This is a genomic window from Sneathiella sp. (assembly GCF_029233945.1).
Classification (GTDB): domain Bacteria; phylum Pseudomonadota; class Alphaproteobacteria; order Sneathiellales; family Sneathiellaceae; genus Sneathiella.
In genome coordinates this window covers 1-19,203 of the sequence record NZ_JARGOQ010000022.1, presented here as the reverse complement: position 1 = coordinate 19,203, position 19,203 = coordinate 1, and the positions used below count along the sequence as shown (strand labels likewise).

Genomic DNA, 19,203 nt, shown 5'->3' with positions numbered 1-19,203 from the left:
CCTAATAAGGCGTGCCGTCCTTATGGGTGAATTGCCACTGTCCATCGGGCCCAAGTGCTGCCTTCAGATCATCCTTGGGGTAGCTTCCCTCATCACCCGCGATACGATCCCCGACCTCAAGATAAAGAATATCTGTATCCGTTCGATTGACGAGTTGATGCGCGTCTCCCTGGGCCGGAAACCCTGCACAATCGCCGGGCTGCAGGACAATCTCCGCCGTCTCCGTCACCAGGGTCGGGGAACCTTCAAGGATATAGATGAATTCATCTTGTTTGCTATGGCAATGAAGCAGGGCGGATTCTCCGCCTGGAGACAAGCGGGTCAGATTAACACCGAAATTGTTGATGCCGAAAACATCGCCAAGCTGACGCTTTTCCCGCCCACTCATGCGGCTGAAAAAAGGTTCCGGGTAGTTTGACGGCTTGGTGCGGGGCGCCACGTCAAGCGCCCTGATGGCAATATTCTTGCCTGTAACCTGCTTATCCATCGCTTATTCTCCTGCAACTGCAAAGGCGTTCATTCTTCTTTTTTGAAATCGAGGGCCGCTGAATTCAAGCAATAACGAAGTCCGGTCGGTTCCGGCCCGTCGGGAAAGACATGACCAAGATGCCCGTCGCATTTATTGCAGACAACTTCAGTCCGCCGCATAAAGAAGCTTCGGTCCTCAACTTCACCAACATTGGCAGGGTCAATTGGCTCCCAGAAACTCGGCCAGCCGGTGCCAGACTCAAATTTTGTTGAGGATGCAAAAAGCGGGTCTCCGCAGCAGATGCAATGGTAGGTCCCCTTCTCCTTATTGTCATGATATTTACCGGTAAAGGCACGTTCGGTACCCTTTTTCCGGGCGACATGGAACTCCTCGGGCGTTAATTGGGCGCGCCATTCCGCTTCACTTTTCTTAATCTTTTCAGCCATTTCGAATGTCCTCTCTCATTTGCCCCATTGATCTCTATGCACCGCCGTCACATATAGAAGATATGACCACAGAGCGAAATTCTCAATACTTGACGAAATCACATTGTTGGCAGAAAATAAGTATTAGAGTTAAGCAGGAGAGAAAATGAGCGAGGTTGTAAGCTTCGACGATCACTATTTAGCCCGATCTTCCAAGAACGCAAGGTCGGGAACGCAACAACCGAACGTATTTTTCAACCGTAACGAACTTGGCCAGATATTGCAGGTCTATGGCCGCATGGTCGCCAAGGCCGAATGGCGCGATTATGCCATCGGGGAAACCAAAAACGCCTGTATCTTTGCGATTTTCCACAGGACGGCGGATCATCCGCTTTTCAGAATATATAAGGAACCCCGCCTCGCCGCCAAGCAAGGCGCCTATTCCGTTCTCAGCCAGAGCGGACGCGTCCTTAAGCGCGGCAAAACACTTGCGCAGGTCCTCAGGGTTTTTGACCGCAAACGGTTCCAGACAATCGACGCAGACTGATCCCCTCACGCAAGGGTGAAACCACGTGATTTGTAAAATCTGAAATTTCGACGAAATTTTGCTTCGTAACCCAAACCCATTTGAGGAACGGATCAAAACGATGAAACAAATAGCTTCCCTACTTCTCCCCGGCGTCGCGGCTCTTATGCTTGCGCCCGCTTTTACAACCTCCGCACTGGCCGCAGGGGAGGATGCAACGGTAATCAACCTCACCCAGACGGCCTGTCAGTTTGTTGAATCGGAAAATGGTGTTGATCATGGCTATACCTCCTCCGAAAAAGCGGACTGCGAGAAAATCAATGCCAAGACAGGTGAGGAGCGTCTCGCAAATTCCGAGGTTCTCACCCTGAAACCCGGCAAATATATTTTCCGCGTCACCAACAAGAACGTGCCCTACTCCCTTGGATTCTGGGTTCGCGAAGAAGGCTATAACTGGGCAAACCCGCTGCATAAGCTCAACAAGACAAGCGTTTCTGGCGGCGGTCTCGAGACCGGTACAACGCTGGACTATGAGGTCGAATTGAAAGAGGGCGAATATCTCTATTCCTGCCCGCTGAATACAACGCCCGACTATAAGCTCGTTGTGAAAAGCTAATCTAAATAGGGATGTTCAGTTTACGATAGATAAAGCCCATCAACCAGGCCGGGCCAATCAGCAGGAACTGGACATCCTTAAAGAACGAGGGCTTCTTGCCCTCGATCTTGTGTCCGACGAACTGAAAAATCCATGCGACCACAAAGGCTCCGATGGCGAACTGCCAGAGCGTGAGCCCGAACAGGGGCGCGCTCACATAAAACTGCACTGCACCGATACACAGCAGCGCGAACAACACCATGCCAATCGCGAGTGTCCAGGAAAGAGCCGCATAATAGATGATGGTGAGCAACAGCGCGATGGTCGCCCAATTGAGGTACGGAACAGCCGCGAAGGCGTCCGGCACAGGGATAGCCCATAGAAGGGCGACCACCGTCCAGGCGATAACCGGCACGGCAAGCCAGTGGATAAACTTGTTCGTGCCATTCTGATGGCTTGCCCCATATTCATTCAGCAGAGAAAATATTCGCCGGTTTCCACCTTTTTGCGCAATATCCTGTTTATCCATGGCTCCCTCCCCATACCGCAATTTTTTTAGTTGCGGTCGTTTGCCCGCGCCAGTAAGCGGGCGTCCATAGGGACATCTTGCCGGAATTTCACCCGCGCTTCAAGGGTCGGGCGGGCATCATCAAATTTCCCGGCCTCCAACAGGCTTGTCACCCATGCTAGTTCAAACAGGTCACGCTGTGCATGGCTCCCGCCAATTTCCTGATATCGTGGCTGTGCCTGTGCAAGCCAGCCCACAGCGTCGTCAAATTTCCCCTCCGCGATCGCAATAAACCCACGTGTTGCCGGCAACGCAACCTCCGCCCATGATTTCCGGGTCACGTCCGGGGCTTCGCGCGCCATTTTCTCCATCCCCGTCATCAGACGCTCAAGCGCTTCTATTTGCCCCCCCCGCGCAAGCGCATAGCCATAATGCATATCAAAAAAGGGCTGGTCATTCACAAGGCTTCGTTTCGCGACATGATCGCTAATATCCCGCCAGCGATTTCCGACATCGACGCCGAGTTGTTCGAGCCGCCACAGCAGCGAAATCCCGTTCACCTGATCAAGGCTATATGTTTTGTCGACCCCCCAGACTTTCTCGTCATAAAGACGAAGCGGAGTCTGGAAATCCTCGAGCTCAAGATAGAAAAGCGCTTGGTGCCACCAGTTATGGGTAATCATGAAACTGTTGCGATCCTCCCACTCATTGGAGAGATCCTGCATCCACTTGATGCCCTCTTCATGGCGACCTTGCGTTATCATGACATGAGCTACTGCGTGATGAGCCCAAGCCTCGTTTCGCTGCATCTCAGTTGCCCGGCGGCCATCCTCCTCGGCGAGATCCAGCATACTCGATTGCTCGCGCCCGAAGGCGCGCATCCCATAGGCGTAGGCACAGTTTTTATGGCGGTCGATCACCGCATCTGCAATCCAGAGCATTGTCTTGTCGTCACCAATATTGAAGTAGGAATTCTGACCAAGCTTCGCCCCGAAGAGATCGCCCGGATACTCAATGACAAGCTGACGCAGTTTCTTGAGCAGGCCTCCTAATTTATTGTCACAGAGATCAAGAACGGCAGAAACAAAGAGTTGCTCGCGCTCCGTTCCCTTACCCATTGCCGCTTTCGCCTGCGCATAATATTTCCCTGCAATATCGAGCCGGTCCGGCGTTTCCATAAAAAGCCCGAGCAGGGCGGCATAGGCAGCCGCGATGGCGCAATCCGGATCATTATCGGAAGCCTCAAAGATCGGAGCAAAATTCGTTCCGAAACCAATATAGCTCTCCATAAAGCGGTTGATGGCATCCACCGTTTGCTCAGACTGGGTGCTGAGCGGATTTCCAAACATGTCTTCGTGCATAAACTACTCCTCGTTCAGTAGATCAAGCGGATAGACCGGCCGGCGGACCTTCTCGTACTGCAGGAGATTGTTATCCGATGTTGTAACGCCCTTGCCGTCCAAGGTCAGCGTTGCCTTGCCGATGGGCGCAAAGCCAGCGCGATAGTGAATGCGGCTTTTCAGGATGAGATATCGCTTGTATTCGGGCTGTATCCCGACCGATGTGAAGACCCCCATGTCCCAGGGCTCATGATGATTGGAGACGACAACAATCTCCATATTTCCGGTATCAAGCACCGCCGTCGGCCCCATGAAGACCTTCACCCCCGTATACATGGGTCCGCGCACAATCCATTCCCCATTGGTCAACGTCTTGATCGTGCCTGTGACAGTGAGCGGCTCCCCCGGTTCTCCGATGGAGGGCATATCCGTCTTACCACCGAGCTTCAACGTGATTTCATTACCAACGCCTGCTTTTTGCATTTCCTGCACGGCGGCAGGATCCCAAACAGCGGCGACGGCCACATCCTCAAGGCCTTGCCTTAAAACCTCTTCAATCACCGTCATTACGTCCTGCGTTGCGCCAGAGCCGCAGTTATCCGCGTGATCGAGCAGCAGGATAGGCCCATCCGTCATTGTCTTGGCGTTGGCGACCTGCTCTTCGAGCGGTGTATGCTGATAGATAAACTCCTCTTTCAGCTCCCATGCTTTGGCTAGGATGCGATCCCGCACTTCATCCGCCTTGGCCTGATCTCCATCGGTCACAATGATGACCGAGTTTCCGGCATCGCGCATATCGGCAAGCGCAAATCCCCCGAATGCCGTCGCGGCCAGCACACCCGGCTCCTTCTCCGCCTCCCGGCACATACGGATCAGGGTTGCCATCGGCTCATCATCCGTGCCCTGACGCAGGGTCTGGCTTAAAAGGGGCGCATTCCCCCAGGACATGACCGGTTTGACCTTGCCCGCCATCGCATCGAACAATACTTCGCCGATCTGCTTACCCACCTCATACATATCGACATGAGGATAGGTCTTGTAGCCAATCAGCACCGTGCAATTCTCGACTATCTTGGCGGTCAGGTTGCAATGAAGGTCCAGCGTGACCGCAATGGGAAGGTCCGGGTCGATTGCGCGGATTTTTTCAAGCAGCGTTCCCTCCCCGTCGTCTGTGTGTTCAGCCACCATCGCGCCGTGCAGATCCAGCAGGGCCACATCCACACCCTCTCTCACCGCATCGAGGATGGGTTCGGCCATATGGTTATAGGCATCCTCCGTCACCGGGCCGGAGGGCATTGCCTCCGCCGCGACAGGCGTTATGATTTCGGCGCCAGCCGCACGGGCCAGTTCCACATAAGCACCAAAGGGCATCCCCGTTCCCTCATAGGCCTTCAGGGCATCTTCGCCGAGATAGGCCCCCCAGTCCTGAAATCTTTTCCAGTCTGCGACAATGGGCGAAAAGGTATTGGTTTCATGTTTCATCATCGCGATAAGAATGCGCATTGGACGATCCCTTTCTCGTTGATTTCGAGGGTTGTTTGCAGACAAACAAGTTTATCATCTTCAACTTCGCGCACAACAAAAAACCCGGCACAAGGCCGGGTTTTCGTTTCAGCAGTTTTCGCTGCCTTAATTTCGATTGCCAAGCAGGCTCAGCATGAACATAAACAGGTTCAGGAAATTCAGATACATGGAAACCGCGCCCATAATCGCGCCTTTTTCCATCACCTCCTGGCTATGGCCATGGTAATATTCAGACTTGATGCGCTGCGTATCGAAAGCGGTCAGACCGGTGAAGATCAGAACGCCCAGCACCGACACAACGAAATGCATCATGGTTGACGCAAGGAAGATATTCACCACCGATGCGATGATGATGCCGATCAGCCCCATGAAAAGGAAGCTGCCCATACCCGTCAAGTCCCGCTTCGTTACATAGCCATAAAGGCTCGCGGAACCGAAGGTCGCAGCGGTAATAAAGAAGACCCGCACAACACTTTCCGCTGTATAGACCTGAAAAATGTAGGAAATGGAGACACCGAACGTGGCGACCATGATCCAGTAGAGGATTTTCGTCGTGCTCGCGCTTGTCTTCATCATGGCGAACAACAGGCCGAGCGGGGCCAGCATCACAACCCATTGCAGCGGTGTACCGAATACTGCGTTGTAAATGGCCGGTGTAGAGGCCGTCAGCGCAGCCGTGATGCCGCTTAAGGCAAGGCCGGACGCCATGTAGTTATAGACCTTCAGCATATAGCTGCGCAGGCCCTCATCAAGAACTGCTTGATCTTGCGTACCTGTTCTTGCTGTATTTAACTTTGAAAAGTCTGTTGCCATCTATAATTCCCCTGAAGGTACCTAACTCTGCATTGATATTGTATTTTTCCTTCCGATTTTCAAGGAAAATCGACGCTATAATATGGCATTAGCGTTAAATAATAAAGAACGGGCGCTGTCCGCCCCGAATTTTCCCGATAAAATGCCTAACTAAGATGATTTAATCGAAAATTGCCCAGATTATTCCATTAACTAGCCCAATTCACGGCATTATGCCGCCACAATGGAAGGTCAATCTTCTCCTCAGAACATCGATTGACCGATTTCATAGATATGCGGCCTTTCGATCGTTCGGCGGACAGACACCGATACATTGGTGCCAAACCGTCCAACTCAAATTGAATGGAGACTATTATGAAAAAACTGCTTATTTCGACTGCCACGATTACGCTTCTTGCAGCAGCACCGGCGTTGGCAGCAACACCAGATTTCAATACAGTTGATAAAGACGGTAACGGTTCGGTTTCCTTTGAGGAGCTTATCGTTGTCATGCCGGATACCAGCAAAGAGCAGTTTGCCGCCGTCGATCTCGACCAAAGTGGTGAACTGTCCAAGGAAGAATATGAAACGGCAACAAAAAGCTAATTTCAGCTTTTTGCGGCAAGATTAAATCTTCCAAAATGAGGCCGCTAGGGGAAACTCCTTTCCCTGGCGGCCTTATTCATTTGCAAGGCCGGATCAATCCGATCGCAGCATTGGGGCAACTTTCTCACCTAACGCCCGCCAGGACCCCAGTAACCCGAAGAGTAAGGTCACCAGGACACTGATCACAATGGTTGCAAGGATCGTATAGGGCAGACTAATCCATTTCGCTTCGAGGATATCGGTGATGACCAGATAGGCTGCAAACCAGCCCGTCGTCGCCGCAATAACCGAAGTAACAAGACCGAGAAGCGCATATTCAAGCAAAAAGGTTATGAATATGTCCTTTCTTGTCGCGCCGAGAACTTTCAGTATCACGGCATCATAAACCCGCTTGCGATGCCCGGCGGCAAACGCCCCGGCGAGAACAAGTACGCCCGTCACCAATGTGATCGAAGAGATTGCTGATACCGCTGAGGAAAGCTGCTCCAGTATGCGGCTGACCGTCTGAAGTGCCTCTTTCATCCGGATCACCGAGATATTCGCAAATTTGTTGGTAATCGCGCTGAAAAGCTGGTTTTCTGCCTCCCCATCCGCGCGAGCCGTCGCAAGATGAGAATGCGGCGCGCCTTGAAGACTGTTATTATCGAAAACAAGCACAAAGTTAATCGCCATCGTCGTCCAGTCAATCTCCCGCAGGTTGGCGATCTTCGCCTCTATCTCCCGGCCCATGACGTTAACGGTCAGGCTGTCCCCGATATCAAGTCCCATCCCTTGCGCAATCTCGCGATCCATACTGACAAGTGGCGGCCCGGAATAATTCTCCGGCCACCAGCTTCCAGCCACCACAACAGCGCCATCCGGTGGTGTTGCAGAATAAGTGAGCCCTCGGTCGCCGCGAAGCGCCCAGCGGGCCTCCGGTGCGACGTTGACCTCATCAGCCGGGACGCCATCCACCTGGATTATACGGCCGCGCATGTTGGGAACATGATTAATCTCACTGACATTGACCACCGATTCGGCCGTCGAAACAAAGTCATCCAGCTGATTTGACTGAATATCGATGAAGAAAAAGGCGGGCGCTTTCTCCGGCAATTGTTCCTGCACCTGCCGGGTGAGATTGCCCTCGATCAAGGCGACGGTCACGAAAAGCGTAAGCCCGAGACCCATGGAAAGGATAACGCTATTTGTCGCCGCGCCCGGGCGGTAGAGGTTCGCAATTGCCAGACGCAGGGACGGAATGCGGGAGCGAGGAAGCCGCCGCGCAACGAACTGCACGCCATATCCAACCAGTATCAAAACGGCGAATATCCCAATGATGGAAATTGTGAAGATGAAGGCAAACCATGTTTCCTGACTGGTGAGAACGGCAAGCGCCACAAGAATTGCAAAGCAAACGCCGAGCATTATCAAATATACCGGACGCGGACGTTTATGCACGGAGACCACATCGCGAAACAATGCCGCCGCCGGGGTTTCGCGCGCGCGCGCAAGTGGCCAGATTGTAAACAAAGTCGCCGTCAGTAGCCCATAGGCTGTCGCAAGCAGCAACGGTCCAGCGTTGATAGTGATCTCCGGTGGGACCGGCAAGCTACTCGCCAGAAACTGCGCGGCTATGACCGAGCCGCCAACGCCGAGCAGAAGTCCTATTAATGAGCCGGCAATGGCGAGGATCAGCACCTGCATATAATGAACCCGGAAGATGAAACCGCTACTGGCACCCAGGCATTTAAGGGTCGCGATCGTCATGATCTTGCCTTCCAGATAGGCCCGGACCGCATTTCCAACGCCAACACCACCAACAACCAGCGCCGTCAGCCCGACCAGTGTCAGGAAAAGGGCCACCCGATCGACAAACCGCTTGATGCCCGGCGCCCCGTTCGATGCATCCCGTATGCGCCATCCCGTATCAGGAAAGGCGGTCTTTGCCTCTTCGTAAAATCCGGGAACCGTTTTTCCGGGCGCAAGAGCAATACGATAGTGATAACGGATCAGGCTACCCGGCTGGACGAGACCGGTTTCGTTCAAGGCGACGGAAGAAACAATCGTGCGGGGCCCGAGGGCCATTCCCTGCGAAGCCTTGTCAGGCTCCGATGCGATAATACCACGCACCTCAAAATTAAGTTCGCCAATGCGGACCTGGCCGCCAATGGGAAGGTCTAATCGGTCACTCAGGCTTTGTTCTATAAGGACACCATAGAGCCCGTCTTTTTCCTGAAGAAGTATATCGGGCGTTGCCGTTCCCGACTCCGGCGTCAGGGTCAGCGCCCCGAATAGGGGATAGGCGTTGTCGATTGCTTTCAGCTCAGAAAGCGTCCGTCGATCCGTCGCCAAATCCCGGACCATCGCCCGCAAGGTCTGTATCTCGGAAACGTTGCCTTGTGCCTCTATCCACTGGCGCTCCTCTTGTTCTGCACCGCGATGGGTCAGGCGGATATCGATATCACCACCGAGGATTACCTGACCATTTGCCCGCAATCCGGCGGTAATGGAACTTGAAAGCGTGCCCACGCCGGCAATGGCCGCCACCCCGAGGATGAGGCAGGCCAGAAAAATTCGGAAGCCCTTTAGATTGCCGCGCAGATCCCGCCTAGCCAGCTTCATGGCAAGCGCGATAGATTCCGGATTTTGCCCCCTATTCACCCGCCAGCACCTCTTCCCGACCTGTTTCCCGTGAAACAACACGTCCATCCTCGAGGCGAACCTGATGCGTGCATTTGCGGGCCAGCGCATCATCATGGGTAATCAACACCATGGTCGTTCCTTCTTTCTCATGCAGTTGGAACATGAGCTCAACAATGAGTTCGCCGGTTTTCCCATCGAGATTACCGGTGGGCTCATCCGCAAGAAGGATTTTAGGGTTCGTCGAGAGCGCCCGTGCGAGAGCCACCCTTTGTTGTTCCCCGCCGGAGAGCTGCGCCGGGTAATGCGTCGCCCGATCTGCTAAACCAACAGCCTCCAGTCGTGCCTCTGCGACGGAAAAGGCGTCTTTCTCTCCTGCCAGCTCCAGCGGAATGGCCACATTTTCCAGCGCCGTCATTGTTGGGATGAGATGAAATGATTGAAAAACAATGCCAACATTAGCCCGGCGAAAGCGGGCGAGCGCATCCTCGTTCAAATTTTCAAGTTTCTGCTCCGCAATCTCCACTGAACCGGATGTCGGAAGCTCAAGCCCTGCCATAATCGACATCAAAGTTGACTTTCCGGAGCCCGACGGGCCGACAATGCCAACTGTTTCCCCTTGTTGTACGGTCAAATCTATACCACGTAAGATATTGACGGGGCCGGCATCGGACTTAAGTGTTAGGTGAATGTCTGATAGCTTGATGATGGGTTTTTGAGGCAAAGTAATTCCAGTGCAAAAGACAACTGATGCTGATTTATGGGATATGGCAGGTATATGATGAAATTCAATGTTTTAGCGCTGTTTTTTGCGGTTTTTTGCGTAACATCTCCCGTACAGGCTGAAGAAACGCGGCGCATTGTCGCAATTGGCGATAGCCTGACCGCAGGCTATGGCCTGCCGACAGGCGAGGATTTTGTGACCCAACTCGAAGCCACGTTACAGGCAAAAGGGTACAAGGTTGAAATTGAAAATGCCGGTGTTTCGGGCGATACCACAGCGGGCGGACTGCAGCGGCTTGACTGGGCCATTGGAAATGGTGCCGATTTTGTAATTCTGGAACTCGGCGCGAATGACGCGCTTCGGGGAATAGAGCCAGCGGAAACCCGGCGCAATCTAAGCCAGATTATCGAAGTGATCCAGCAGAGAGACATCCCCATCCTGCTCGCGGGCATGAAGGCTCCGCCCAACATGGGATCTGAATATGCCAACGCGTTTGACCAGATATTTCCCGATCTTGCCAGCCAGTATAAAACCGGCTATTACCCCTTTTTTTTGGACGGTGTTGCCGCCGATCCGGCATTAAATCAGGATGACTATATTCATCCGAACGCGGAAGGCGTAAAAGTAATAGTTGGCAACATATTGCCCTATGTGACCGAGTTTATCGAGCAATAGGGCCAAATTCGACCCACTGAATAAAGGACAAGCTCAATGCGCCTTTTCGTTGCCATCGCATTGCCGGAGGAAATCAAGGAACATATCGGAGCGTTGCGCGGTGGTATTCCTGATGCCCGCTGGATCGCTGCGGACAATTCCCATGTCACCCTCGCCTTCATTGGCGAAGTGCAAGGCCCGATGATGATGGATATCTCCTTGGCGCTTGGCCGCATCAAATATCCCGCCTTCGATATCGATATTGAAGGTGTCGGCGTTTTTGGCAGCAATAAGCGGCCCCGCATCCTATGGGCCGGTGTTCGCCCGACATCCGCCATAAACCTGCTGCACCAGAAGATCGTGACGGCGATCGAATCGGTTGGAGCGACTGTCGACGATAGGCGCTTTCGCCCTCATATTACGCTCGCGCGCGTTCATAACTCCCCCTATGAGAGGGTCCGCAATTTTCTGACTGATCATGCACTGTTTAAAACGGAAACCCTGCCGGTGAGCAGCTTTACGCTGTTTTCAAGCCATCTTTCCTCCTCCAGCGCGATTTATCAGGAAGAGGTCAGCTTTGACCTGCTTTCGCCAGTCCCGTCATGAAGACATCATAGCGCGTCGATTTGCCAAGAATCTGATGCGACGGTTTGGGGAGTTCTGCAATTCCTTTAGCCCGGCGCGGCCATTTCAGGACAACGCGCTTTGATGCCACCCCAAGGGCGACATGCATGAGTTCCGCGCAATCGGGGTCAGCTCCCACTAGATCGCGCAATTGCCGCATCTCATTTTTGACCAAAGCGGATTTATCCCGGGGCGGGTGCATCGGATCAATGAGCACCGTTTGCGGATTTAATTCGGGCAGAATATCTTTCGCATCCCCGTTGATCAGAGTCATGCGGCCGATAATCTCTGCATGTGTATCACTTGAATCGCACGCGCGCGCCATCGCATCCATTAGCAGGCGGTGAACCGCTTCATTCCGCTCAATCAGGGTCACATTCGCCCCGAGGGAGGCAAGCAGGAAGGCATCCCGCCCCAGCCCTGCCGTCGCATCAACAATATCGGGCGTGACGCCGGGGCGAAACCCGAGCGCCTTCGGAAGATCTTGCCCGCGGCCACCGCCTTTGCGACGCCGATAATCAACAGCGCCGGAAATAAAATCTACTGTAAGAGGCGTTTCCTTCATGTGCCTAGTTTCATCAAAACCCGAGGTTTTCCCGCCACCAAGTCGGTAGCGCGAAGGCAGCCTTGTGCAGTTCCGCATTATAGTGCCTCCCCATCAAGGAGGTGACAGGATTGGAATAATCATGGCCGTCATGGCTGTAGAGAAAGAAGCCAAACTCCGCAGCTGGATAAAGCTGTACGATGGAGCGATAACCCGCCACATGGGGGAGCAGCTTCTCGCGCTGCATGATCGAAACGAGATTCTGATCCTTATCCCCGCAGAGCTCCTGAAGGAAATAGGCGCGGTCTTTGCCGACAAAAATGCTGTCGCTATCGAGCACAACACCATCTTCCTTGATGCAAGCGGAAAAATCCTCACAAAATCCACGCGTGAAGACACTCGACGATGGTCCCACCGGTTCACTCAAGTCCAGGATGATCAGGTCGAATTTATCTCCCGCTGCCCGGGCGGTGCGCATATAGTCTGCGGCATCGCCAATGATGAGTTCAACCCGTGGATCCTCATAATCGCCGTTGATGGCCAAATATTCTTTCGAAAGTTCAACAACACGCCGGTCGATTTCCACCATAACAACACGAGTCACAAAATCATGGCGCAGCACCTCGCGCAGAATCCCCCCGTCCCCGCCTCCGACAATCAGGACACTCGCCTGCTCCCGCTTGCGGCCCAGAAGCGGCACATGCACCGCCATTTCGTGATACATGAACTCATCCGCATGAGAGGCCTGCACGAGATCGTCCAAGGTCAGAACTCGGCCGAAAATTGAATGCTCATAAATCTCGATCTTCTGAAACGGGCTCTGCTCGGAATGCAGCAGCTTCATATCCAGGGCATGGGTGAAGGCAACTCCTTCCGTCTCCTCATGCCACCAACTCCGGCTCGCCTCGCTAATTTTTGTCATCGTTTTTTTGTCTCACTCTGGACATTCATGGATAGCGCCAACATAGTTACCCGGCGTCATAACCTGTTAGCGGGAGAATATCCATGACTGTTAGATTAAGCACGGAAGAAATTGAAGACGCGTTACATACCCTTGATGGCTGGACGGCGGTTGACGGTCGAGAGGCAATCAAGAAATCCTTCAAATTTTCGAATTTCAATCAGGCTTTCGCCTTTATGACCCGCGTCGCCCTCAAGGCCGAAAAGATGGATCATCATCCCGAATGGTTCAATGTCTATAATCGGGTGGATGTCACCCTTGCCACTCATGACGTCAATGGCCTGAGCAGCAAGGATATCGAGCTGGCAGACTTTATGGACAAGATTGTGAAGAACGGGCTTCTTGCAAAGTGACTATCGCATCTACATATTAATCACATGCCTAAGCCAGTTGATGAAGATATCTCTGCCTTTGATGAGACCAAGCTTGAAAGTGACAAGCGCCTTGTCATGCGGGAGTTTGCCCAGAAACTCCGCCGGAATGTCGGTAAAATTCCCTTTGCCGACGATGTGACGGCGAGCTTCTATTGCGCCGTAGATGGCAAAAGCCCGGCGTTTGTCAAAGCCGTTCTGTTTGGCGCGCTCGCCTATTTCATTATGCCCGCCGACGTGATCCCCGATTTCCTGGCTGGTGTCGGCTTTACGGATGACGCAAGCGTCCTGATGGCGGCCATGGCGACAGTCAAGAAATATGTCAATGAAGAGCATCGGGAAAAAGCCCGCGTTTTTTTGGACAAAGAACCTGCCTCCGCAGAGTAATTCCGACATCTCCCTGCCAGCTTAGTTAGAAGCAGCTGTATTTTTAAAAAATTGTGCGTAGCAGCAGGTTTTTTGATATATAGCTTTCTCATTCAATAAAACTGACACCCGCTTGATAAGGAACTTGGAATGAGTGACAGGAAGATTTATGCCGACGCAACGGCAGCCATGGACGGCATACTGAAGGACGACATGACCATTATGTCCGGTGGGTTTGGTCTCTGCGGAATGCCGGAAACCTTGATTGAGGCTGTGAAGGCGTCCGGTGTGAAGGGCCTGACTGTCATATCCAACAATGCGGGTGTGGATGGGATCGGCCTGGGCGTCCTTCTGGAAAGCAAGCAGATTTCGACGATGGTTTCTTCCTACGTCGGGGAAAACAAGATGTTTGCCGAGCAGTATCTAAACGGCGATCTGGAAGTTGTGTTCACACCTCAAGGAACGCTCTCTGAACAAATTCGCGCCGGCGGCGCCGGTATTCCTGCCTTTTTCACCAAGACGGGCGTTGGCACGCTGGTTGCGGAAGGCAAGGAAGTCCGCAATTTTGATGGCGAGGATTACGTTATGGAACGCGGCCTGACCGCCGATGTTGCTCTGGTTCATGCCTATATGGCGGACAAGGAAGGCAATCTTGTGTTCCGCAAGACGGCCCGTAACTTCAATCCAATGATGGCAACGGCGGGCAAGATTACGGTTGCCGAAGTTGAGCATCTTGTGGAATCCGGAGAGATCGATCCCGACCATATCGTCGTTCCCGGCGTTTACGTACAACGGATCGTCCATGTTCCGAACCCGGTAAAACATATCGAGCAACGCACAACCCGCCCCCGCAACCAGGTCGCCTGACCGAAAGAATAGAGGAATTTAGAATGGCTTGGACGAGAGAACAAATGGCGCAACGCGCCGCGCAGGAGCTTGAAGACGGTTTCTATGTCAACCTCGGCATCGGCATTCCGACCCTGGTTTCCAACTACATCCCCGACGGCATGGAAATCCAGCTCCAGAGCGAAAACGGCATGCTCGGCATGGGTCCCTTTCCTTACGAGGGAGAGGAAGACGCAGACCTCATCAATGCCGGCAAGCAGACGGTAACGGAGCTGCCGACCACCAGTTATTTTTCCAACGCGGACAGCTTCGCGATGATCCGCGGCGGGCATATTAACCTCTCCATCCTTGGTGCGATGCAGGTCGCCCAGAACGGCGATCTGGCCAACTGGATGATCCCGGGCAAGATGGTCAAGGGCATGGGCGGTGCCATGGATCTGGTTGCCGGCGTGAAGAAAGTAATCGTGGTTATGGAACATACTGCGAAAGGTGAACCGAAACTCTTAAAATCCTGTAATCTTCCATTAACCGGTAAAAATGTGGTTGATATGGTCATAACGGATATGGCGGTTTTTGAGTTCGATAAAAATGACGGAACCGCCATGAAGCTAATTGAGCTTGCCGACGGCGTCACGCTTGATGACGTTAAGGCGGCAACGGAAGCGGAATTCGACGTCGCCCTTTAGGGCGGCGTCAACTCTCCAATACGGCAGGCTTTTTCTTGCCGAGCCCGGCCTCACGACGCACGATATAAAGGCTGGACGCAACGATAATGCACGCACCAATGAGCATAGCGAGGGTCGGAACTTCGGCGAAGATAAAAAAGCCCAGAAAGCCGGAAAATATAAGTCGGGTGTAATCGAACGGCGCGACGGCGGTCGCCTCCCCTACCGAGAAGGCACGAATTGCGCAGAAATTTGCGCCGGAGCCAAAGCAGGCCAGCAAGACCAGTATCGCAAGATCCGCAAAACTCGGCGGCACCCAGACGAGCATTGCCGGAAACGCAGAAATGATTGACGCGAATAGGCCGAAATAGAACATCATCGTTGTCGGTGCTTCAGTTGCACTCAACTTTTTCAGAAAAACGGAGACCATTGCCACCATCAGCGCCCCGAACAAGGCAACCAGGGACGCAAATTCAAACTCACCTTGTGACTGGACCATCACCAACACCCCGATGAACCCGACGACCGTTGCCGTCCAGCGACGCCATCGTATCATTTCCCCAAGAAACAGCACTGCCAACAGGATCAGGAACAGCGGCCGGGTAAAAGTGAGGGCCACGGCGTCCGCCAGCGGCAGATGGGTAATTGCATAAAAGATGGAAAGCATTCCGAGAATACCGACAACCGCCCGGGCAATATGCAACCTGAGCACCTGTGTTTTAAGGCCGGAGAGACCCCGCCGGAGCGCAAAAGGCAGGATAACAATAAATCCGAACAAGGCACGTAGAAAGGCAATCTGAAAGCTGTCCATCCCCTCGCCCAGAAACTTGATCCCGACCCCCATGCAGGAAAAGAAGAAGCCGCCCAGCAACATCCAAAGTGCCCCCTGTCCATTGGCGGGAATTCGCGAAAAAAGGACATGTATGGATGTGCCTTGGCTGAATGGCCTCATTTTGCGGGCCCGGAACGGGTCTCTGCCTTCGTTTGCGCCAGTATTTCTTTTCTTTGCGCATTGCTTACCCGTGCCTCCCGAATGGCAATATAAATGGAAGACGCAAAAATGATTGCCGCGCCGATATAGGTGAATAGATCCGGTTCCTGCATGAAGAAAATGAAACCGATCAGCGCCGAGAAAATTAGCCGGAAAAAATCAAACGGCATAACGATCGAAGCATCCGCAAGTGTGTAGGCTTTTGTAAAAGACAGATGACCCGCCGTTGCCAACAGGCCGATTACCAATATCGCTATCAGCTGCTCTATCGTCGGGGTTTGCCATACAAAAATTGCCGGGACTAAAGACATCGGGATAATCAATATCTGGTTCAAGGCGACCATCGCCGCTGTACTTTCCGTCCGCGACAAGAGCTTTACCATCGTCATCGACCCTGCCATGGTAATCGCGGAGAAAATGGCGGAATAGGAGCCAACGCTTAGTTCGGTCAGGCCGGGCCGAAGAATAATCATCGCACCGATAAAACCGACAATCATGGCCACGCCCCGTCGAATGCCGACAACCTCATGCAGGACGACTATTGCCAATATCGTCCCGAAGATCGGTGCTGTAAAATTCAGGGCAACGGCGTCGGCAAGCGGCAAGACGCTGACCGCATAGAACCAGCTCAGCATCGACGCAAAGCCGAGCATGCTTCGCAGCCCGAATGCGCCGATACGGTCGGTTTTCAAAACCCCCAGTCCAGCCTGAAAAAACCAGGGAAGAAAAAAGAGAATACCCGCCACGTTGCGCAAGAAAACAACCTGGAAAACCGGCATGCCACTGTCCGACACGTACCGGATAATCCCGCCCATCATGGAGAAAACAAGGCAAGCGAAAACCATCAAACCCGCCGCCTGCAACACCGGAGAGAAATTAAGAAAGGGCTTAATCAGAACACGTAAAAGGACCATCTTCACCAGAATAAGTCGGCACGCGGCAAAGGCAAAGCCCTAATAACGCAATACTGCCGTGCATTTTAAGAGCGTTCCTGTCCTAACTCGACTTGAGCCAGAGAAGATTAAGCCCTTGCAGCATTTTATACACGGGGGCATAGCGCGCCCGAAAATTCGCCCAGGTCATAGACATTTCAGACTGGATGTCGCGAAGACTTTTCCGGCTATCGATACAACGGACAAATTCCGCGGCTCCTTCCGGGATATCGAGCGTTACAGGGTCCTTATCGAAATGCACCGTCAATGTCGATCGGGCGGCAAATGTGCGGGAGAGAGCTTCCGCATTGTTATCTTTTAGAATTGGTATCATTTCAGGATCGAACTTCGCAGCGCCCGCTGCGCCGCCGCTTTGCTTTCTGACATAAAATGTATGTGTCTTGATTGTCCCGGAGAGATTCTCGGCGAGCGCAGCGCGTACGCCATCACCAAGCTTCCGAGCCCGTTTGCGAAGCTCCATATCCTTCAAGTAAATCTCCGGATCGTAGCGTATCGGTTCGATAAAGCTCACGAGTTCCAAACCAGCTCCGCCTAGAAGTCCAAGAACTTCGGGCACCAGATAGCTTCTGTCCCGGGGATGCAGCAGCAAATCATAGAGCGCCGCATCCTCTCCCATCTTGTGATCGCCGAGAACCTTGTTCTTGTTAAGCCAGTTACCGGGCGGCAAGTCGTTAAGGAGGCTTTTCGCGAGATTCACCTGACTGCCGACACTTTCTCCCTCGGTGAGGGTCCGCAAGGCATTCTGTACAGGATAGACGCCGGTTCGTCCAAGCGTTGCATAAACCATAAGGCCCATACCGCCATCATCAGCGAGACAGGCCGCAAGCGCCGCGAGGCCAACCTCCGGCTCTTCCAAATGATGGAGCACACCGCAGCAATCGATATAATCGAACGGCGCTCGTTGCATGGAAGGAAGGTCGAGGAGCGAGCCCGTTATAAAATCGACATTCTTGAGACCGCGTGCTTCCGCCCGTGCCTCGGCTACTTTACGGCTCGCCGTGGATAGATCAAGATAGGTGACACGCCCCGCCTCTCCGCGATCCGTGAGATGCTGTGCCAGCATGATGGCCGCATCCCCGGTTCCCCCGCCTGCAATAAGGGCGCGAAAAGGCGCGGAAAAATTGCGTTTCCCGGCGAAGAGATAATGGTTGAGTTCATCAAGATGGCTTGGACTGCCCTCAATCAGCCGTGCTGCCTCGTCTTTCGGATCGCGAGGAGGATAGGGAAGCGCTTCGTACTGACGTTTGACCGCCTTGTCGCGCTTGCCCTTCCCCTTCGCCATAAAAGATCAATCCTTGACGGTGATGATGACCTTGCCGGTGGTCTTGCGTGAGAGTAATGCCTTCATGGCGTCCGCTCCCTGCTCCAGCGGGAAATGTCTGGAGACATGCGGCTTGATCTTTCCGCTTTCCACCATATCCAGCATGGCCTGGAAGTTTGCGCGGTTCTGCTCCGGATACCGGCGGGCAAAATCACCCCAGAAGACACCGACGACAGAACAACCTTTTAGGAGCACCAGATTGGTTTTAAGTTCGGCAATCCGACCGGACGCAAATCCGATCACCAGAAGACGGCCGTTCCAGTTGATACAGCGCATGGACTGATCAAACGCATCCCCGCCAACCGGATCATAGATCACGTCCGCGCCTTTGCCGTCCGTCAGTTCCTTGACGCGGTCACGGATGTTTTCCGTCGAATAATTGATGACATGTTCCGCGCCATATTGCTTGACGATATCCATCTTGTCATCGGAACCAACCGTGCCAATGACCGTCGCACCCAGCGCCTTGCCAAGTTCCACCGCATTGAGGCCAACGCCACCCGCCGCGCCGTGAACCAGCAGTACTTCGCCCGGCTTCAGTTCACCCCGATCGACAAGCGCATGATAGGTCGTGCCGTAGGTTACCGGAAAGCCCGCTGCCTGATCATAGGGCATATTGTCAGGAATTTTGTAGGTGCCGTCTTCCGGTGCCAGCACATATTCCGCGAAGCCACCGACACCATGATTGGCCATTACCCGATCCCCGACCGCGACCTTGGTGACACCTTCGCCAACTGCCGTGACAATGCCGGAAGATTCCATGCCCGGTGAAAAAGGAA

23 protein-coding genes are annotated in these 19,203 nt (G+C 53.4%); 9 read left to right on the top strand and 14 right to left on the bottom strand.

Annotation, left to right across the window (positions count from 1 at the left end):
* Position 1: 1 nt before the first annotated feature.
* Both P1U71_RS09085 and msrB read right to left on the bottom strand, forming a co-directional pair.
* Positions 2 to 487 (bottom strand): cupin domain-containing protein, encoded by a 486-nt coding sequence (locus tag P1U71_RS09085; protein WP_301105267.1) that lies wholly within the window; start codon positions 485 to 487, stop codon positions 2 to 4.
* 29 nt (positions 488 to 516) lie between these two features.
* Positions 517 to 915: a peptide-methionine (R)-S-oxide reductase MsrB gene (msrB, locus tag P1U71_RS09080; protein WP_301105266.1), complete on the bottom strand. Its 399-nt coding sequence runs from the start codon at positions 913 to 915 to the stop codon at positions 517 to 519.
* 145 nt (positions 916 to 1,060) lie between these two features.
* On the opposite strand from msrB, the gene P1U71_RS09075 reads away from it, so the two are divergent.
* The gene (locus tag P1U71_RS09075; RefSeq protein ID WP_301105265.1) at positions 1,061 to 1,441 is read left to right on the top strand and encodes a DUF2794 domain-containing protein; all 381 of its coding nucleotides are present in this window, start codon (positions 1,061 to 1,063) and stop codon (positions 1,439 to 1,441) included.
* Positions 1,442 to 1,541: 100 nt separating this feature from the next.
* Entirely contained in the window at positions 1,542 to 2,036 is a 495-nt protein-coding gene (locus tag P1U71_RS09070; RefSeq protein WP_301105264.1) for a hypothetical protein, read from the top strand.
* A 1-nt stretch (position 2,037) separates the two neighbouring features.
* Here the strand turns inward: P1U71_RS09070 and P1U71_RS09065 are convergent, their stop codons facing one another.
* The 4 genes from P1U71_RS09065 to P1U71_RS09050 form a co-directional block, all read right to left on the bottom strand.
* Positions 2,038 to 2,544: a DUF962 domain-containing protein gene (locus P1U71_RS09065; protein WP_301105263.1), complete on the bottom strand. Its 507-nt coding sequence runs from the start codon at positions 2,542 to 2,544 to the stop codon at positions 2,038 to 2,040.
* Between the two features lie 26 nt (positions 2,545 to 2,570).
* A complete protein-coding gene (locus P1U71_RS09060; protein WP_301105262.1) occupies positions 2,571 to 3,884 on the bottom strand; it encodes a tetratricopeptide repeat protein in 1,314 nt (437 codons plus the stop codon).
* 3 nt (positions 3,885 to 3,887) lie between these two features.
* Positions 3,888 to 5,366 (bottom strand): M81 family metallopeptidase, encoded by a 1,479-nt coding sequence (locus tag P1U71_RS09055; protein WP_301105261.1) that lies wholly within the window; start codon positions 5,364 to 5,366, stop codon positions 3,888 to 3,890.
* A gap of 126 nt (positions 5,367 to 5,492) precedes the next feature.
* Complete coding sequence (locus P1U71_RS09050) at positions 5,493 to 6,200, bottom strand: Bax inhibitor-1/YccA family protein (RefSeq protein WP_301105260.1); 708 nt, start codon at positions 6,198 to 6,200, stop codon at positions 5,493 to 5,495.
* 354 nt (positions 6,201 to 6,554) lie between these two features.
* On the opposite strand from P1U71_RS09050, the gene P1U71_RS09045 reads away from it, so the two are divergent.
* The gene (locus tag P1U71_RS09045; protein ID WP_301105259.1) at positions 6,555 to 6,785 is read left to right on the top strand and encodes an EF-hand domain-containing protein; all 231 of its coding nucleotides are present in this window, start codon (positions 6,555 to 6,557) and stop codon (positions 6,783 to 6,785) included.
* A gap of 93 nt (positions 6,786 to 6,878) precedes the next feature.
* Here P1U71_RS09045 and P1U71_RS09040 read toward each other — a convergent pair whose 3' ends face one another.
* Both P1U71_RS09040 and P1U71_RS09035 read right to left on the bottom strand, forming a co-directional pair.
* Complete coding sequence (locus tag P1U71_RS09040) at positions 6,879 to 9,425, bottom strand: FtsX-like permease family protein (RefSeq protein ID WP_301105258.1); 2,547 nt, start codon at positions 9,423 to 9,425, stop codon at positions 6,879 to 6,881.
* Positions 9,418 to 10,128, bottom strand: coding sequence for an ABC transporter ATP-binding protein (locus P1U71_RS09035; protein ID WP_301105257.1), 711 nt, complete (start codon positions 10,126 to 10,128; stop codon positions 9,418 to 9,420). Before P1U71_RS09035 ends, P1U71_RS09040 begins: the two co-directional genes overlap by 8 nt.
* 54 nt (positions 10,129 to 10,182) lie before the next feature.
* On the opposite strand from P1U71_RS09035, the gene P1U71_RS09030 reads away from it, so the two are divergent.
* Together P1U71_RS09030 and thpR are read left to right on the top strand one after the other, a co-directional pair.
* Positions 10,183 to 10,803: an arylesterase gene (locus tag P1U71_RS09030; protein ID WP_301105256.1), complete on the top strand. Its 621-nt coding sequence runs from the start codon at positions 10,183 to 10,185 to the stop codon at positions 10,801 to 10,803.
* Between the two features lie 36 nt (positions 10,804 to 10,839).
* Positions 10,840 to 11,388, top strand: a complete 549-nt coding sequence (gene thpR, locus P1U71_RS09025) for an RNA 2',3'-cyclic phosphodiesterase (protein WP_301105255.1) — start codon at positions 10,840 to 10,842, stop codon at positions 11,386 to 11,388.
* Here the strand turns inward: thpR and P1U71_RS09020 are convergent.
* Both P1U71_RS09020 and P1U71_RS09015 read right to left on the bottom strand, forming a co-directional pair.
* A complete protein-coding gene (locus tag P1U71_RS09020; RefSeq protein ID WP_301105254.1) occupies positions 11,354 to 11,971 on the bottom strand; it encodes a class I SAM-dependent methyltransferase in 618 nt (205 codons plus the stop codon). The two genes, thpR and P1U71_RS09020, sit on opposite strands and share 35 nt — an antisense overlap.
* Positions 11,972 to 11,984: 13 nt before the next feature.
* Positions 11,985 to 12,872, bottom strand: a complete 888-nt coding sequence (locus P1U71_RS09015; protein ID WP_301105253.1) for a hypothetical protein — start codon at positions 12,870 to 12,872, stop codon at positions 11,985 to 11,987.
* Positions 12,873 to 12,955: 83 nt separating this feature from the next.
* Between P1U71_RS09015 and P1U71_RS09010 the strand changes: the two genes are divergently transcribed.
* The 4 genes from P1U71_RS09010 (at position 12,956) to P1U71_RS08995 (ending at position 15,180) form a co-directional block, all read left to right on the top strand.
* Positions 12,956 to 13,264, top strand: coding sequence for a 4a-hydroxytetrahydrobiopterin dehydratase (locus P1U71_RS09010; protein WP_301105252.1), 309 nt, complete (start codon positions 12,956 to 12,958; stop codon positions 13,262 to 13,264).
* A gap of 24 nt (positions 13,265 to 13,288) precedes the next feature.
* Positions 13,289 to 13,669, top strand: coding sequence for a YkvA family protein (locus P1U71_RS09005; protein ID WP_301105251.1), 381 nt, complete (start codon positions 13,289 to 13,291; stop codon positions 13,667 to 13,669).
* Between the two features lie 129 nt (positions 13,670 to 13,798).
* The gene (locus P1U71_RS09000; RefSeq protein WP_301105250.1) at positions 13,799 to 14,515 is read left to right on the top strand and encodes a CoA transferase subunit A; all 717 of its coding nucleotides are present in this window, start codon (positions 13,799 to 13,801) and stop codon (positions 14,513 to 14,515) included.
* A 23-nt stretch (positions 14,516 to 14,538) separates the two neighbouring features.
* A complete protein-coding gene (locus P1U71_RS08995; RefSeq protein ID WP_301105249.1) occupies positions 14,539 to 15,180 on the top strand; it encodes a CoA transferase subunit B in 642 nt (213 codons plus the stop codon).
* A gap of 7 nt (positions 15,181 to 15,187) precedes the next feature.
* Here P1U71_RS08995 and P1U71_RS08990 read toward each other — a convergent pair whose 3' ends face one another.
* The 4 genes from P1U71_RS08990 to P1U71_RS08975 form a co-directional block, all read right to left on the bottom strand.
* Positions 15,188 to 16,033: a DMT family transporter gene (locus P1U71_RS08990; RefSeq protein WP_301105248.1), complete on the bottom strand. Its 846-nt coding sequence runs from the start codon at positions 16,031 to 16,033 to the stop codon at positions 15,188 to 15,190.
* Positions 16,034 to 16,107: 74 nt separating this feature from the next.
* On the bottom strand, positions 16,108 to 17,064 hold the full coding sequence (locus tag P1U71_RS08985) for a DMT family transporter (RefSeq protein WP_301105301.1): 957 nt from the start codon (positions 17,062 to 17,064) through the stop codon (positions 16,108 to 16,110).
* Between the two features lie 82 nt (positions 17,065 to 17,146).
* The gene (locus P1U71_RS08980; protein ID WP_301105247.1) at positions 17,147 to 18,385 is read right to left on the bottom strand and encodes a bifunctional 2-polyprenyl-6-hydroxyphenol methylase/3-demethylubiquinol 3-O-methyltransferase UbiG; all 1,239 of its coding nucleotides are present in this window, start codon (positions 18,383 to 18,385) and stop codon (positions 17,147 to 17,149) included.
* Between the two features lie 6 nt (positions 18,386 to 18,391).
* On the bottom strand, positions 18,392 to 19,203 hold an 812-nt coding region (locus tag P1U71_RS08975; protein ID WP_301105246.1), incomplete at its 5' end, for an NADPH:quinone oxidoreductase family protein.